Source organism: Shinella sp. WSD5-1 (genome assembly GCF_963942435.1).
GTDB classification, from domain to species: domain Bacteria; phylum Pseudomonadota; class Alphaproteobacteria; order Rhizobiales; family Rhizobiaceae; genus Shinella; species Shinella yambaruensis.
Window position 1 is genome coordinate 47,503 of record NZ_OZ012605.1, and the last position, 15,707, is coordinate 63,209.

Here is a 15,707-nt window from a genome sequence, read left to right on the forward strand (position 1 = left end):
TGGAGAGGGATGGAGCTGAGGATACCGGGCATATCCGCGCCATCGTCAACTCGCACATACACGGTCTTGAAGGGATGAGCCGCCGATCCGATCGGTCTCAGCGGCGAAGGTCTTCGGTCCGCTTCCGGTCAGGCTACCGCTTGCGCGCCCGTAATCTCCACCAGCGAGCCGCACATGAAGGCCGCCTCATCGGATGCCAGAAAGGCGACGAGAGCGGCGACTTCCTCGGGCTTGCCGATGCGGCCGAACGGCACAAGCCTGTCGAGATCAGCGATGGTACGCCCGGAGCGCTTCACGCCCGCCTCCAGCATGGGTGTGTGAATTTCACCAGGGCAGACGGCATTGACGCGGATCCTGTCCGGCGCATAGTCGCGGGCAAGGTTCTGCGTGAAGCTCGCCACCGCCGCCTTCGTCACATTGTAGGCGATGTGGTTCGGCGCCGGATGAAGCCCCCATTGGGAAGCCGTGTTGACGATGGCGCCGCCGCCGGCCGCGATCATGTGCGGCAGCGCCGCCTGGCACAGGTGGAACATCGCATCGACATTGACCGCGAAGCTCACCCGCCAGTCCTCCGGCGTCAGCGACAAGAGATTGCCGCGCTGGTTGATACCGGCATTGTTGCAGAGCACATCAATGCGCCCTTCCCTGGCGATGACATTCTCGACGATCGCCCCGCAGCCTTCGGCCGTCGAGATATCACTGGCCAGCGCACGCGCGCTGCCACCTTTGGCCGCGATCTCAGCGACGGTCGCTTCCGCGCCTTCGCCGTTCATGTCTGTGACGATGACCGTGGCCCCCTCGGCGGCGAAGCGGGCGCTGATCGCAGCTCCGATCCCGCCGGCGGCGCCGGTGACGATGACAATCCTGTTCCTGAAGCGCATGGGACTTACCTCATATAGCTGCCGCCGTTCACATCCAGCACGGCGCCGTTGAGCGAGGCCTGTGAGGGACGGAAGGCAAAGGCGGTGATCTCGCCGATCTCCTCCGGCGCGGCCATCCGGGCGATCGGAATGCTGGCCAGAGCCGCGGCTTCGCCGTGCTCGGCGATATAGGCTTCGGCCATTTCGGTGCGCACCCAGCCGGGCGCCAGCGCGACCGCGGTAACGCCTTCATGCCCATGGCTCTGCGCGATGGACTTGGTAAGGTTGATCAGGGCGGCCTTCGAGGCGCCATAGGCCATGGCGCCGGAGGTGTAGCCGCGCTGGCCGGCCCGGCTCGCCATGTTGACGATCCGACCGCCGCCATGCGCACGAAAATGCTGAATGGCAAGCTTCGACAGATCGACGGCCGACAGGAAGTTGACCCGCATCTCGCGCGCCCAGACGCGCTGCCATTCCTCCATGGGCGCATCGATCGCGACCTCTGAGCGGATGCCCGCATTGTTGACCAGGCCCGTCAGCCGGCCGGCAACGGCCAGGGCCCGATCCCACAAGGCCTGCGGTCCGGCCGGATCCGACAGATCGGCTGACACGCACGAGCCCCTGCCATCGAGCCTCTTCACGAGTGCCTCTGCAGCGTCGCGGTTGCGGCCATAGTGCACGACGACATTGGCTCCGCCCGCCACGAGGGCATGGCAGATGGCCTGCCCGATGGCACCCGTCGCGCCGGTCACGAGGATGGATTGCCCGGAGAGCTTCATAATTCCCCCACTTGCGGACCCCAGGTGTCCGACATGGCAAATCCCCGGGCAAAAGGATCCTGCGCATCGAGCCGCAGCTGCTGGCGGCCGAAGACGTAGCCCTGGCCGGTGATGCGCGGCAGCACCGCGACACGACCGGCGACCGTCGTCTCACCCAGGATTTCCGCCGTGAAGGTTCCGCCGATGATGCTGCGCGAAACCCGCTTGTCGCCGGTTTTGGCCTGTCCCCGCGCGTGCAGGATCGCGAGGTTGGCCGAGGAGCCCGTGCCGCAGGGGGAGCGATCCACCCGGCCCGGCTTCAGCGTCGTGCAGGTGACGACGGAGCCGTCGGGCTGGTAGTCGCGGAACATCACATAGGCGATCTCGGTGAGGCCGGGAATCTCCGGGTGGTTCACCGCCACCTGTCTGGCCAGCAGCGCCTTGATCTCCGTACCCGCTTCGGCCAGAGCCCGGGCCGCCTCCGGCACGATGCGCAATCCCACCCGACCCACGTCGATCTGGGCATAGAAGACGCCGCCGAAGGCAATGTCGCCGGTGATCCGGCCCCATTTCGGCGTATCGATCACGATATCGAGCTGCTGGACGAAGGCCGGTACATTGTCGAGGCTGACCGACAGGCAGCGGCCGTTCTCGCATCGTGCACGGGCGACGATCAACCCGGCTGCCGTATCCAGCCGGACGACCGTTTCCGGCTCCGTCATCGCGACACGGCCGGTTTCCAGCAGCGCCGTCACCACGCAGATGCAGTTGGAACCCGACATCGGATGGGCGCGGTCCGGCTGCAGCACGATGAAGGCGGCATCGGCATCCGACCGGGCCGGCGGCAGGAGCAGGTTCGTCGTGTGGACGACCTGCGCCCGTGGCTCGCGCGTCAGGAAGAGACGCAGCGACGGGTCCACCTCATTGAGGTGGTTCATCTTGTCGAGGATGGTCGCGCCCGGAATATCGGGCGCACCATCGACGAGCACATTGCCGCTTTCGCCCTGGCAATGGACGAGCAGGATATCGAGCGCCTTGTCGAAGGTCACTTCAGGTACCATCCCCAAGGCTCGTCGCTGACGAGGCGGGTGATCTGCTTGGTCTCCAGATAGTTGTCGAGGCCCCAGCGGCCGAGTTCGCGGCCGATGCCGGACTGCTTGTAGCCGCCCCAGGGCGCCTCGGTGAAGGTCGGCTGCGAGCAGTTGATCCAGACGATGCCGGCGCGGAAGGCGGCCGCGACGCGCTCGCAGCGTTCATCGTCCGCCGACATGACCGCGGCGGCGAGGCCGAAGCGCGAATCGTTGGCAAGGCGGACCGCCTCGTCCTCCGTCTCGAAGGGGCGGATGCAGACGACCGGGCCGAAGATCTCCTCCACCCAGGCATCGCTGTCGAGCGCCATGCCGGTGAGGATCGTCGGGGCAACCCAGAAGCCCTTGTCGAAACCGTCATGCCGGCCGCCACAGGCGACGGTCGCCCCTTGTTCGACGGCGCGGTCGATATGGCGAAGCACATCCTCGTACTGGCCCTTGTTGACGAGCGGGCCAAGGAGCGTGCCGGCGTCGAGGCCGTTGCCGATCGTGATCTTCCCCGCTTCCTCCACCAGCCGTTCCAGCAGCTTGGGATAGAGCGGGGCCTCAACCAGAACCCGCGACGTGGCCGAGCAGACCTGGCCCTGGTTCCAGAAGATGCCGAACATGATCCATTCGACGGCCTTCTCGATATCGCTGTCGGCGAAGACGACGAAAGGCGACTTGCCGCCGAGTTCCAGGCTGACGCGCTTGATGTCCTTCGCGCCGGCGGCCATGATGCGCGCGCCGACCGGCCCCGAGCCGGTAAAGGCGAGCTTGTCGACGGCGGGATGCTCGACCAGCGCCTGGCCGACGACCGAACCCTTGCCGGAAAGGATGTTCAGAACACCCTTCGGAAGGCCGGCGGCCTCGGCGATGACGCCGAGCTCCAGCGCCGTCAGCGAGGTGGTTTCGGCGGGTTTCAGGATCACCGTGCAGCCGGCCGCAAGCGCCGGCGCGACCTTCCACGAGGCCATGAGCAGCGGGTAATTCCAGGGGACGATGGCGACGGCGACGCCGAGCGGCTCGCGCACGGCCTTGGAGACGAAGCGCGCATCCGCCAGCTTCACCTCTTCCACCTCGCCATCCAGCTCCTCGGCAAGATCGGCATAGAAATCGAAGCAGCCGGCGGCATCCGCCAGGTCCCATTCGGATTCGGCAAGCGGCTTGCCGTTGTCGCGGGTCTCCATGCGCGCCAGTTCCGGCAGCCGGTCACGGATGCCCTGCGCCATGGCGCGGAGGTATTTTGCGCGTTCCTTGCCGGAAAGGCGCGGCCAGGGTCCGTTGTCGAAGGCCTCGCGGGCCGCCTTCACGGCCGCCTCGGCCTCCGCCGCGCCGGCGGCGGCGATGTGGTGGAAGACCTCTTCGGTTGCCGGGTCGATCACCGGGAGCATGGTTCCGTCGGCCGGAGCGACCCATTGGCCATCGATGAAAAGCTTGTTCTGCATGGTGTCCTCACATGGGATAAGTTTGATCGGCCGCCGTCAGAAGCGGTCGACCCGATAGGGATGCATGTCGACGGGCGGCGTTGCACCGGTGATGAAGTCGCCCATCAGGCGCGCGGTCGTCGCAGCATAGGTGACGCCCAGATGGCCGTGGCCGGTGGCATAGAAGACGCCCGGCGTCCTTGCCGAAGCCGACATGACCGGCACAGTATCGGGAAAGGCGGGGCGATGGCCCATCCATTCGGAAAATTTCTCGCAGCGCAGGTTCGGCAACGCCGACTGCGCCCGGCGCACGGTCACCTTCGAGCGGCGGTAGTCGGGCGCGGCATCAAGGCCCGCCATTTCCACCGTCCCGCCGACACGGATGCCGCCCACCGTCGGCGTGACCATGAACGCCCGGGCCGGCCAGATGATCGAATGGCGCATGGAAATACCCGGCGACATGATCTGCGTATGATAGCCGCGCTCGGTCTCCAGCGGCATCGGTTCTCCCAGCATTTTCGAGAGCAGACCGCTATAGGCGCCTGCCGAGATCACAACCTCATCGGCGACGATGCGACCGCCGTCCGCAAGCCGCACGGCGGCGATGCGGCCGGACCGCTCGAAGCCCGCCACCGCGCCGCGCCGGATTTCACCACCGAGCGCGGCGAAGCGCTGCGCAAGTCTGTTCACCAGACGAAACGGGTCGCGCAGGCTGCGGTTCTGGGGGAAGAGCACGGCGATGCCGATGCTGCCCGACAGTTCCGGTTCCAGTTCACGCGCCTCCGCGCCCGTCAGCCGCCGGTGCGGGAAGCCGAAGCGCTCCAGGATTTCGATATGCTCGCGGTCGGCACGGAACTCCGCCTCGTCGCTGTAGAGTGAAAGGCAGCCCTCTTCCGTCAACTCGCCTTCCAGTCCCGTTTCCCGCAGCAGGGGCAAGAGGTCGTCATAGACGCGCCTGCACAGAACCGCACCCTCGGCTTCGAGACGTCGCAGCTTGCCCGGCCGCGAGGCGGCGACGAAACGCAAGAACCAGGGAAGGAGCTTCGGCAAATAGCCAGGGCGAATACGCACCGGCCCCTCCGGATCGAGCATCCAGCCCGGAATCTGCCGCCAGATCGAGGGGCGCGAGGCCGGCATGAACTCGGTCACGGCAATCGAGGCCATGTTGCCGTAGGACGCGCCGCGCCCGACCTCGTCCCTGTCGAGGAGAACGACCGGCCGGCCGCGCTTTTGCAGTTCGTAGGCGATGGCCGTGCCGATGATCCCTGCGCCGACAACCACGGTGGTCATGCGTATCCTCGCTCCGTCAGGCTCCACGTTGGCCGGACGGTCCATCCGCCTGGCCGCGCCGGCTTACCAGGCCAGGATCGGCTGCATGGCCGCACGGAACTCGGCCTTTTCCTCGTCCGTCAGCGGGCCGAGAGGCGCGCGGCATTCGCCGACCGGCAGGCCCTGCAATTCGCAGCCGTACTTGATCTTCTGGACGAACTTGCCGGATTCGAGGATGTTCATCGCCCGGTAAAGGGTCTTCATCATCTCACGAGCCTTGCCGAGATCCCCCGACCTGTAGACCCGGTCGAGATCGCAGCAGGCCTTGGCCATGCAGTTTGCCGGACCGCATATCCAGCTCTCCGCGCCCCAGAACATGAAGTCGAGCGCGATGTCGTCAGAACCAGAGACGAGCTGGATCCTGCCCTCGTAGCGGCTGGCGATATCGATCGCGCGTTGCAGCACGCCCGAACTCTCCTTGATGCCGATGACGCGCGCATTGTCGGCGAAGTGATCCATCAGTTCGAAGCTGATGTCCGATCCGTCCTTGGCAGGATAGCTGTAAAGCACGAGATTGACGTCGACGGCAGCGAGCACGGTCTCGTAGTGCCTGATGAGCTCGGCCTGGGTCGGGCGGGTGTAGAAGGGCGGCGCGAGCAGGACCGTGTCGTAGCCGATGTCCCTTGCCATGGCGGTCTGCTCGATGACCTCGCGCGTGGCTGGTGCATTGGTGCCGGCGATCAGGGTTTCGCCCGACCTGGCGAAGTCCTTGACGAACTGGAGAACATCGCGGCGTTCCTCCGTCGACTGGCTGAAATATTCACCGGTCGAGCCGTTCGGCACCCAGCCGGTCACTCCGGCCTCGCGCAGATGCGCGAACAGCTTTTCGAAGGCCTTGAAATCGACACGGCCATTGGCATCGAAGGGGGTGACGAGGGCGGGCATGACGCCTGAGAGTTTCATGAGAGTCTCCATTCGAGGATCGGGGTGGGCGCGTCAGGCGGCCAGCCGCTTGAGGATGCATTGTTCAATGACCGTGACGGCGCGCGTCAGCGGGAAGGCGATGGCGAAGCAGACAAGGGCGACGGTGGTCAGCACCTCGATGGTGCGGGCCGTGGTGTTGGAAATGGTCTGACCGCCGAGAGCGCGCTTTCCTTGAAGAGGCCGACGCAATTGGACAAGAGCGTCGGTGCCGCGCGCAGCACGGCCTGCGGAAGAACGGCGCTCGTCGTGCACGCGAAGGCAGAAAGCCCCGGCGCCATGCTGGCATCGCCCGCAGAGTGGACATCATCACATTCGAGGCATGTGCATTTCCCCAATCTTGAACGCTGAAAGCGCGGTTCCCGTCGGCTTCGGCCGGTTTTCCACAGCCCTTCCCTGTCGTCTTGATGTCGACTTTATGAACTATGTCGCCTCCGTGTCGACAAAGTCAAGCGGATATTTTACGATTGCTGCGACGCTGATTTTCTGGCCCAATGGGCACGAAATGCGGAAAGGAACGTTAAGTGTCTGAGGAAATTGAAGCGAAACGCGTGCGTGGCATGGGCTCGAAGAGCGTGTACGACACGCTGCGTACCGAAATCCTGGCGCTCATCCTGCCGCCCGGCCAGCTGCTCGACGAGACGACACTTGCCGAACGTTTCGACATGTCCCGCTCGCCGATCCGCGAAGCGTTGATCCGGCTCGCCGGCGAAGAGCTGGTGGTGACGCTCTCCAACCGCAGCACCATCGTCGCGCCGATCGAGGTGGCGAGCTTTCCGAAATATGTCGAGGCTCTGGATGTCGCCCAGCGCATGAACACGCGCCTTGCGGCGGCGCTGCGCACGGAAGCGGACCTGAAGATCATCGCCAAACGCCAGAAGGAGTTCGAGGCGGCGGTGAAGACCGGCCAGCACCTGAAGATGTCGGAGGCCAACAAGCAGTTCCACATGGCCGTCGCCTATGCCGGAAAGAACGCCTATCTCGCTTCTTTCTACGAACGGCTCCTCAACCAGGGCCAGCGCATGCTGCACCTGCACTTCGAATATCTGGAACGCACCGGCGACGGTTATCTGCTGACGGACGAGCACGAGCTGATGCTGGAGGCGATCCGCACCAAGAATGTCGAGCTGGCCGACGAGTTGGCCCACGCCCATACCCGGCAGTTCCAGGACAATTTCATCGCGTTCCTGCGTGAAAACTATACGACCGAGGTGTCCTTCGGTTCTCTTGCCGCGGCAGAATAGCCATGTCCCTGCCCCAAAAGATCGGCTTCATCGGAACCGGCGCGATCACCGACGTCATGGTGCGCGGCCTGCTCGCAAAACCCGCCGCCGTGCCGCATGTCATGGTGTCTCAACGCAGCGCGGACATTTCCGCGGCGCTCGCCGCCGACTTCCCGCAGATGCTCGTCTCCGCTCACAACCAAGCGATCGTCGACGGCTGCGACACCGTCGTGCTGGCGATCCGCCCGCAGATTGCGGAAGAGGTCATCCGCCCCCTCACGTTCCGAGACGGCCAGAGTGTGATCAGCGTCATCGCCGCGACGAGCCGTCCCGCCCTCCTCGATTGGATCGGCGCGGATGTCCGCCTGTCGCAGGCGATCCCCCTGCCCTTCGTCGCGCGGCGCAAGGGCGTCACCGCCGTCTACCCGCCGGATGCGGATACGGCGGCCATCTTCGGCGTGCTTGGCAATGCGGTCGAATGCGAGAGCAAAGCGGAATATGACCTGCTTGCCGCCGCGAGCGCCCTTATGGCGACCTATTTCGGCCTCATGCACCGCACGACGGAATGGCTCGCGGAAAACGGCCTGCCGGAAGAGAAGGGCCGCGCCTATCTCGCCCCGCTCTTCGCCGGCCTTTCCGAAACCGCGCTTCTTGCCGGCAAAGACGTCACGTTCATCGAGATGAGTCGCGAATTTGCCACCAAGGGCGGCCTGAACGAGCAGGTTTTTCAGGACTTCGACGGCAAGGGCGGCTCGGATGCTTTGAGGCTGGCGCTGGATCGAGTGCTCAACCGGATAACAAGGTGAGTATGTACGAGGGGGCTTTTGCGCAAGTTCGTACTTAGAGAGCGACAGTGGCGAAACTGCTCCAAGCGTGCGGTTTTTGCATTCCCGATCAGATAAACCGCACAATCCGTCCTATCGTCGTTGTGCCGGATAACGTTGCCTTATCGCTCGTTATATTCATTATGAAGCAATGAGCCGAATCGACGACCGCAATAGCGACCTTCATCCTCCGCAGACCTCTGCACCGCCGCACAGCGCACCGGCCGTCGACGGCATGGCCACCGCCGTTGCCGCGCCGTCCGCCTCCCCTGCCCTGCCGGCCCACCTGCGGGACCTCACCGAACGCGCCCGATCCTATGTCGAGGCCGCCAGCGCCGCCAACACGCGAAAGGCCTACGCCTCCGACTGGAAGCACTTTTCCGCCTGGTGCCGCCGGCAGAACGTTTCCCCCTTCCCTGCCGACCCGCAGGTCGTCGGCCTCTACATCACCGCCTGCGCCTCCGGCACGGCAGAGCGCGGCGGCAAGCCGAAGACCGTCTCCACCATCGAGCGGCGCCTTGCCGCGATCGGCTGGAACTGCGCGCAGCGCGGCCAGCCCCTCGACCGCAAGGACCGCGCCATCGCCACGGTCATGGCCGGCATCCGCAACCGCCATGCCGCCCCGCCGCGCCAGAAGGAGGCCCTGCTTCCCGAGGACCTCATCGCCATGCTGGAGACGCTCGACCGCGGCACGCTGCGGGGCCTGCGCGACCGGGCCATGCTGCTCGTCGGCTTTGCCGGGGGCCTGCGCCGTTCGGAGATCGTCGGCCTCGACCTTGGCCGCGACCAGAGCGAGGACGGACGCGGCTGGATCGAGATCTTCGACAAGGGCGCGCTGGTGACGCTGCGCGGCAAGACGGGCTGGCGCGAGGTCGAGATCGGCCGAGGTTCCTCCGATGCCACCTGTCCCGTCGCCGCGCTGGAAACCTGGATCCGCTTTGCCAAGATCGCCCGCGGCCCCCTCTTCCGCCGCGTGACGGGCCGGGGCAAGGCCGTCGGTCCGGACCGGCTCAACGACCAGGAGGTGGCGCGCCTCGTCAAGAAGGCGGCGCTTTGCGCCGGGGTGCGCGGTGACCTGCCGGAGGCCGAGCGGATGCAGGCCTTCGCCGGCCACTCGCTGCGCGCCGGGCTCGCCTCCTCGGCCGAGGTCGACGAGCGCCATGTCCAGAAGCATCTCGGCCACGCCTCGGCCGAGATGACCCGCCGCTACCAGCGCCGCCGAGACCGCTTCCGCGTCAACCTCACTAAGGCCGCCGGGCTTTAGGTCACCTGCCCCCAAAAAGCTTCCGCTCTGGAGTGCGCTGTGACTCCCGTTAGGATGGGGTGGTCATGGCGCGTTTGTTCTGACGGGTTTTGAGCACGAAGCGATCCCGCAGCAGCAGCTGCGACGTGAAGGGTGAGGATGACCGGCTCGTACTGGGCGGCGATGAAATCGCGTCCCCTTTGCTGCTCCACCAGAGCGGAGAAAGAGACAGGCGGCACAGCTACGCCCGTCAACATTACCAAACCGGCGCACAAGGTCCGGGTGAGGTTCGTCAGGATAGATTCTCGGGAATCCGATACGGAACGCGGCGGCAACAGGACATCAAGATGAGCGAACTGCAGAACAAGGCGGTCACGCTGGCGGCGCAGGAGGAAGGTGACCTGGCTTCCCAGTCGCCGTCTGATCGGTGCATCCCATTTCTCAAGAGCGCGCTGGACCTCTACTTCGTCCTTGGCGGCAACGATGCGACGTTGGATGCGCTTCTCTACGCCCATCACGATACCCCGCGCCCGAGGGTTGACGCTGCGGTCGCCAATGTGATGATCGAATTGGCCGTCGCCAGCCACCTCAACGATATCGATATGGTGCAGGCCGCATACAATCGCCTTGACGTGGAACTCGGCAACCTACGCCATCAGAAATAGGCTCGCCAAGAGTTTTTTTGGTTCCTTGCCATCAGATGCCGCGGTCGTCCCGGAGGCTGGCATTTCCGCCCGCCAAGCCGCAATGAAGCCGGCGTAGACATCGCAGATCGCATCTCAAAACCCTGACAGCTGTCAGGGTTTTTCCACCCTCCTTGTTATCCAACGCTTCTGTCGTTTGCGCTCTGCCCCCGAAGCAAGGCCATAAGCGCCGGCCCCAGCGAAAACTCGCCCCGTTCCGCCCGGCGCGTCAGATCTCGAAGATATCCCCCCGGAGAATTGATGTGTCCTGCCCGCTCGAGGATGCAAGCAACCGCCACGGCCGCGTTTTCCGCGCCCATCACCTCACAAGCCTCCTGGTAGGCCGAAGGACTGATGCCCAACATCGACCGCACCACCACGGCAGCCGACATCAGGTCTCGCCAACCATCGATTTTGCCGCTGGGCCCGTACAGGCCGATGTCAGGGCATGCCCGCAGAACCATACCAAGCGGGAAATTGCGGATCGGCACCCTCGGCGCTGCATGATCATTTCCCGGCATCGCCCCCAGCTCTTTTTTAGAGCTAGGTTCAAGTTCATATGTGGATTCGGATTTTGAATTCTGTATATGGCGCTCATCATGAGCAGCATTGGTGCTTTTATTCTTCTCATTCTCCTGTCTTTCCAGGATGTTGACGATCTCGCCGCGCAAGAGCTCCATTTCGTCCAGAGCTGCCCCAACCTCGCCCTTGGTCGGTGCGCGGGGCAGCCGCGCGAGAATGCCGGCATAGGTCTCCTCCACCGTATTCCAATCGCCTGGAGCCCCCTCCTCCATCGCGGCGGAGATCAGCTTGCGCACATCACGCCGGCAGATCGTCAGGTTCTCCTTAATGCGGCGAAAAGCCAGGCGGTCCGAAACAACCTGCTGCGCCAGCATGGCCAACTCTTCGGCGCGTGACAGGAGCGGCGAGATATCGAAGCCGAACGCGGTCTCGATGTCTCCGGCCTTGTCCTTGCGGGCATAGCGCTTGCCGTTCGCGCTATCCTTCCGCACGATCAAACCGGCGTCGACGAGCAGACCGAGATGCCGCCTGAGGGTCGCCCCTGCGATGCCGTGCGCCCGCAGCGCCAGCTGCGCATTCGACGGGAAGACGATGAGTTGCGCCTCCTGGCGCAATTCGTTCTCCGGATAGAAGCTCAGGAGCGCATCCAGCACGGCCAGGCTTCTGTCTTGCAGGCCCAGCAATTCCCTCGCCTCCGAGGCATCCCGGAAGATCTTCCATTTGTCCGCAGTTTTGCCCGGCCTGATCTCGGCCGTCGCCAATTGCCGGCGCACCAGCGCAAGGGTCATCGGCCGCCGCCCGAAAGGCGTCGTCACATATCCACTCTGCATCTTCCTTCACCCTTGCAAAAGGCAAAAGAAAGCCGCTCGCCCAAAATGGCGCCAAAGACTCTTGACTACGATTCGTGGAAATGCGATTCTCGAGGTGCTAAATCAGAGAGGGGCTTCCACGACGGCAACGTTTTGGGGGCCTTTTTCTTTTGCTGTGCTTCCTTTCTCGTTATCTGGAACCCTGACAGCTGTCAGGGTTGTCACTCGTCCCGCAGACGAGCAAATCGCTCGGCAAGGCTTGGCAACTCGGCCTGCACGAATTTCAGGAACGCGGTTCCGAAAGCGCCCTCCGCAGAAATCCGGACCTCCCTCGCGGAAGCGGTCACCGCGCCCAGCTTTCTGCCGCTCGCATCCGCGATTGCAGTCGCCCCGGTGGTTTTTCCCGGGGCAGCCGGTTTCACCGCGTCCAGCGCCCGCTGGAATTTCTGGTCGGATGTCTGGGGGGCGTCGGCCTCGCTCGAAAGAGCTGCCCGAATGGTGTCGAGAGCCTGCCCGTCACCCGCCACGGTCTTCGCGAGGTCGAGCCAGCGCGGCCGGCCGATTTTCGGCGCCCGCCCGATCGCCGCGATGATGTCGGCCGGCAGCGCGCGGCAGACGCTCCGCATCCTCGCAAGTTCGGCGTCTTCGATCGAAAGCGCTGCATAGATGTGCCGCGCCTTTATGCCCGCATCATCCATGCGTGAAGCAAAAAGCGCGCGCTCGATCCATGTCAGGTCCTGGCGGCTGGCATTCTCGATGCCTTGCGCGAGAACCAGATCGAGATCCGAGATCTCCACTTCGATGGCGCGAACGGGTTTGCCGAGCTGCCTGGCGGCAAGCCAGCGCCGATGCCCGTAGACGATCTGATAGCGGCCGGCGGCAGAAGGGTGCTTGCGGACCTGAATGGGAACCTGCTGCCCCTCGCTCTCGATCGAGCGCTTGAACGCCTCGAAGTTCGCCGCGTCATCGTCCGGCAACCTGTCAGGGTAGGGGGAGGGGTCGATCAGCGCGGCATCCAGATCCCGAACGGCCCCTCCGCCCGACTCCACAAGGGCCTTCAGTCGGTCCCGTTCCGAGCGGATATCGTCGATCGCCCTGTGAGCCGCGCCGATGACGCCGGCACCGACGCGTTGCGTCGAAGCCGCAGGCGCCGGCTGCCCGTCGTCTGCGAGCTTGTTCTCCAGCTCTGCCGAAAGCAGGCCGAAACTGGCCACGATCGATTTGCGGGATGACTTGCTCATGTCCGCCCCCAGCTGTCATTGATAAGGCGCACAATCGCCTCGTTGACGGCATCGACCGCTTCCCGCGCCCGCTTGTGGGTGTCTCGCCCGATCTGGCCCATTTCGAGCTCGTATAGCGAACGTTTTGCCAGGCCGGCCGCTTCGACCGCCGTGCTCTCGATGGCTGTCGGCAGGAGCACATCGGTGCCGAACATATGGCGCAGCATCGCGACGACCTGCGACTGCGGTGCGTCATTCGGATCATGGCGGGTGACCAGGTAGCGGATGAAATCCTGATCCAGCTGAGCGCCGCTTTCATTCAAGACGCTGATGAGGTCGCCCATCATCAGGAGGAACTGGCTCATCGATGCGACGTCCAGCATGGCCGGGTGCACGGTGATGATCATGCTGGTCGCCGCGTAAATGGCACTCAAGGTCAGAAAGCCGAGCGACGGCGGCGTGTCCAGGATGACGACATCATAGTCTGCATCGACCTCCGCAAGGGCGAGCTTCAGCCTCTCGAAGAAAATCGCACCCGAACCCGACTTGTTTGCCAGGACACGGGGCGTTTCATGCTCGTATTCCATGACCTCCAGATTGCCTGGAACAAGGTCGATCCCTTCGAAATATGTCTTGCGAATGACCTCGCGGATCGGGCGCCGCTCGGCATCGTCATAGCGCAAGGCAGCATAGATCGTCTCGTTCGAACCGACATCCACCTCGGGCTGGGAACCGAACATCGCGGACAAGGACGCCTGCGGATCCAGGTCCAGCGCGAGAACGCGATAACCCTTGAGCGCCAGATAGTGGGAAAGGTGGACGCAGGTCGTCGTTTTCGCACTGCCACCCTTGAAATTCGCGATCGCGATGACCTGGAGATGCTCTCCAGGGCGGCGGCGAGGAAGAAACCGCAGCGCTTCCGCGGGCTTCTGCCGCGCGAACAGCTCGCGAAGCTCATTGATCTGAGCCAGGGTATAGACGCGGTGGTTGTTCTCGAGCCTGCTCGGGACCGGTCCGCGCCCTTCGGTGGACATGAGCTTCAGGGTGGAATCGGGTATGGATGTGAGCTTCGACACTTCGTTTGTCAAAAACGATCGAAGGGTCTTCTCCGACTTCGGAGGGTACATGCGCGTTCTGAGTTGCTGCAATTGTGCCGACAGAAGCCCGGCATGACGCATGATCTTGCCGCCGGCATCTTCCTTGGCGCCAAAAATTGGTTCTGCTCGATCTGCTATCGCCATGTGTTCCTCTTGGCGGCCTTCAGCCGGTTTGCCGGCCATTGCCCGCCAAAGATAGAACACGATTCTCCCGGACCGTCCAGAAGTTTAGGGTTAACAAAAGGTTAACGGGACCAGCCGGGCACCTTTAAGAATGCCTGTTTTTCATGGGCTTCGCCCACATATCCACGGCCAGTTTCGATAGCGAATACCGGTGCAAAACTGGGGTTCCGAGCGGCACAGGCCTACATCGTCCAGAGGACCGAGATCGGCGCGGCCTGCAATTTCTCTCCGAAAGGTGTGATGCGATCGTGATCGTGCAGGACCAGCCCGCGGACAAACCGGTCACCGACAGCGTCCTGAAGCTGGCGCAATCCCCGGAAATCATCCGGTTTCACGGTCGCGGAGGCCTTCACCTCGATTCCGATGATGCGACCCCGACGATCCTCGATGATCACATCGACCTCGTCCTGGTCCTTGGTCCGATAGTGCGAGAATGCAAGACGTCGCTCAGACCAGGAAGCAAGCTTCAGAATCTCGGAGACGACAAAGCTTTCGAGTAACGGGCCGAACCGCGTTCTGTCCTGGGTCAACCGCTCCGTTTCGTCTTCCCGCAATGTCGCAAGCAATCCGGTATCGACGAAATGCAGCTTCGGCGTTTTGATCAGGCGGCTGAGGCGGTTGTTCGACCAGGGCGAAAGGGTCCTGATGAGGAACAGCCGCTCAAGGATCGCGACATATTTCTGGGCCGTGACGCTCGACAGGCCGAGCGCCGCACCGAAGCTGCTGTGGTTGACCAATTGCCCCGCGTGCTCGGCGAGCACGTTCAAAAGGCGCGGCAGACGGTCGAGTTGATCGATGTTCGCGATGTCGCGGACGTCCCGATCCAGAATGAGGGCCACATAGTCCTCGAGCCACGCGGCGCGACGCGCCATGGTCGAGCGGCGCAAGACTTCCGGAAAGCCGCCCTTCAAGACCATGTCCACCAAGCCGTCACCAAAGACGGCCGCGCCGCCGGCCGCCGGCTCCTCGCCGTCGAAGAGACGGTCCAGCAACCGGCCGGGGGTCGAGAGGATTTCGGACTGGGCAAACGGAAAAAGAGAGATGACGGCCATGCGTCCGGCCAGAGAGTCGGCAATGGCCGGCATCGTCGCCAGATTGGCCGAACCTGTCAGCAAGAACCGCCCGGGCTCTTCGTCCCGGTCGACACTCTCCTTGATTGCCAGCATCAGGTCGGGTGCGCGCTGCACCTCGTCGATGACAGCCCGTCTGATGCCGCGTATGAAGCCGATCGGATCGGCTTTCGCGGCATTGAGGGTGCCGGCGTCGTCCAATGTAAGGAATGGCCGGTCCTCGCCGGAGAACATTCGTGCAAGTGTCGTCTTGCCGGCCTGGCGCGGGCCGGCGATCAGGACGACGCGCGTGTCGGCCAAGGCGGTTTCGACGTTCCGACGAACCTTGCGTTCAATATGGTGGCGGGGCAGGGGAGGCGAACTCATGCGGCCACTCTTAACGCAGGCTCCGTCCAATTTAAAGTGTGAAACCGTCCATTTTTAATTTTATGAGCGTCCAAACTCCACTGCGCGCGCTGGAGCATGGATCCG

At 63.9% G+C, this 15,707-nt stretch carries 14 protein-coding genes and 1 pseudogene; 4 read left to right on the plus strand and 11 right to left on the minus strand.

Going from position 1 to position 15,707, the window contains the following annotated elements:
* Positions 1-128: 128 nt before the first annotated feature.
* The 7 genes and pseudogenes from AABQ55_RS35730 to AABQ55_RS35760 form a co-directional block, all read right to left on the minus strand.
* Positions 129-881, minus strand: coding sequence for an SDR family NAD(P)-dependent oxidoreductase (locus tag AABQ55_RS35730; RefSeq protein WP_272809463.1), 753 nt, complete (start codon positions 879-881; stop codon positions 129-131).
* A gap of 5 nt (positions 882-886) precedes the next feature.
* Positions 887-1,639, minus strand: coding sequence for an SDR family NAD(P)-dependent oxidoreductase (locus tag AABQ55_RS35735; RefSeq protein ID WP_272809462.1), 753 nt, complete (start codon positions 1,637-1,639; stop codon positions 887-889).
* Complete coding sequence (locus AABQ55_RS35740) at positions 1,636-2,679, minus strand: proline racemase family protein (RefSeq protein WP_443021332.1); 1,044 nt, start codon at positions 2,677-2,679, stop codon at positions 1,636-1,638. Before AABQ55_RS35740 ends, AABQ55_RS35735 begins: the two co-directional genes overlap by 4 nt.
* A complete protein-coding gene (locus AABQ55_RS35745; protein WP_272809461.1) occupies positions 2,664-4,133 on the minus strand; it encodes an aldehyde dehydrogenase family protein in 1,470 nt (489 codons plus the stop codon). Before AABQ55_RS35745 ends, AABQ55_RS35740 begins: the two co-directional genes overlap by 16 nt.
* A 36-nt stretch (positions 4,134-4,169) precedes the next feature.
* Entirely contained in the window at positions 4,170-5,402 is a 1,233-nt protein-coding gene (locus tag AABQ55_RS35750) for an NAD(P)/FAD-dependent oxidoreductase (RefSeq protein WP_272809460.1), read from the minus strand.
* A gap of 63 nt (positions 5,403-5,465) precedes the next feature.
* Positions 5,466-6,344 (minus strand): 4-hydroxy-tetrahydrodipicolinate synthase, encoded by an 879-nt coding sequence (gene dapA / locus AABQ55_RS35755; protein WP_272809459.1) that lies wholly within the window; start codon positions 6,342-6,344, stop codon positions 5,466-5,468.
* A 33-nt stretch (positions 6,345-6,377) separates the two neighbouring features.
* Positions 6,378-6,652: pseudogene (locus AABQ55_RS35760) on the minus strand (amino acid ABC transporter permease); the annotation flags it as partial.
* Positions 6,653-6,886: 234 nt separating this feature from the next.
* On the opposite strand from AABQ55_RS35760, the gene AABQ55_RS35765 reads away from it, so the two are divergent.
* The 4 genes from AABQ55_RS35765 (at position 6,887) to AABQ55_RS35780 (ending at position 10,317) form a co-directional block, all read left to right on the plus strand.
* Positions 6,887-7,606, plus strand: a complete 720-nt coding sequence (locus AABQ55_RS35765) for a GntR family transcriptional regulator (RefSeq protein ID WP_272809457.1) — start codon at positions 6,887-6,889, stop codon at positions 7,604-7,606.
* Positions 7,607-7,608: 2 nt separating this feature from the next.
* A complete protein-coding gene (locus tag AABQ55_RS35770; protein WP_272809456.1) occupies positions 7,609-8,391 on the plus strand; it encodes a pyrroline-5-carboxylate reductase in 783 nt (260 codons plus the stop codon).
* A gap of 169 nt (positions 8,392-8,560) precedes the next feature.
* On the plus strand, positions 8,561-9,673 hold the full coding sequence (locus AABQ55_RS35775) for a tyrosine-type recombinase/integrase (RefSeq protein WP_272809455.1): 1,113 nt from the start codon (positions 8,561-8,563) through the stop codon (positions 9,671-9,673).
* Between the two features lie 326 nt (positions 9,674-9,999).
* Positions 10,000-10,317: a hypothetical protein gene (locus AABQ55_RS35780; protein ID WP_272809454.1), complete on the plus strand. Its 318-nt coding sequence runs from the start codon at positions 10,000-10,002 to the stop codon at positions 10,315-10,317.
* 155 nt (positions 10,318-10,472) lie between these two features.
* On the opposite strand, the gene repC is transcribed toward AABQ55_RS35780, so the two are convergent.
* The 4 genes from repC to AABQ55_RS35800 form a co-directional block, all read right to left on the minus strand.
* Entirely contained in the window at positions 10,473-11,687 is a 1,215-nt protein-coding gene (gene repC, locus AABQ55_RS35785) for a plasmid replication protein RepC (protein WP_272809453.1), read from the minus strand.
* A 200-nt stretch (positions 11,688-11,887) separates the two neighbouring features.
* Positions 11,888-12,907, minus strand: a complete 1,020-nt coding sequence (repB, locus tag AABQ55_RS35790; RefSeq protein ID WP_272809452.1) for a plasmid partitioning protein RepB — start codon at positions 12,905-12,907, stop codon at positions 11,888-11,890.
* A complete protein-coding gene (repA, locus tag AABQ55_RS35795; protein ID WP_263194979.1) occupies positions 12,904-14,166 on the minus strand; it encodes a plasmid partitioning protein RepA in 1,263 nt (420 codons plus the stop codon). Before repA ends, repB begins: the two co-directional genes overlap by 4 nt.
* Positions 14,167-14,348: 182 nt before the next feature.
* Positions 14,349-15,602, minus strand: coding sequence for an ATP-binding protein (locus AABQ55_RS35800; protein WP_272809560.1), 1,254 nt, complete (start codon positions 15,600-15,602; stop codon positions 14,349-14,351).
* Between the last annotated feature and the right edge of the window lie 105 nt (positions 15,603-15,707).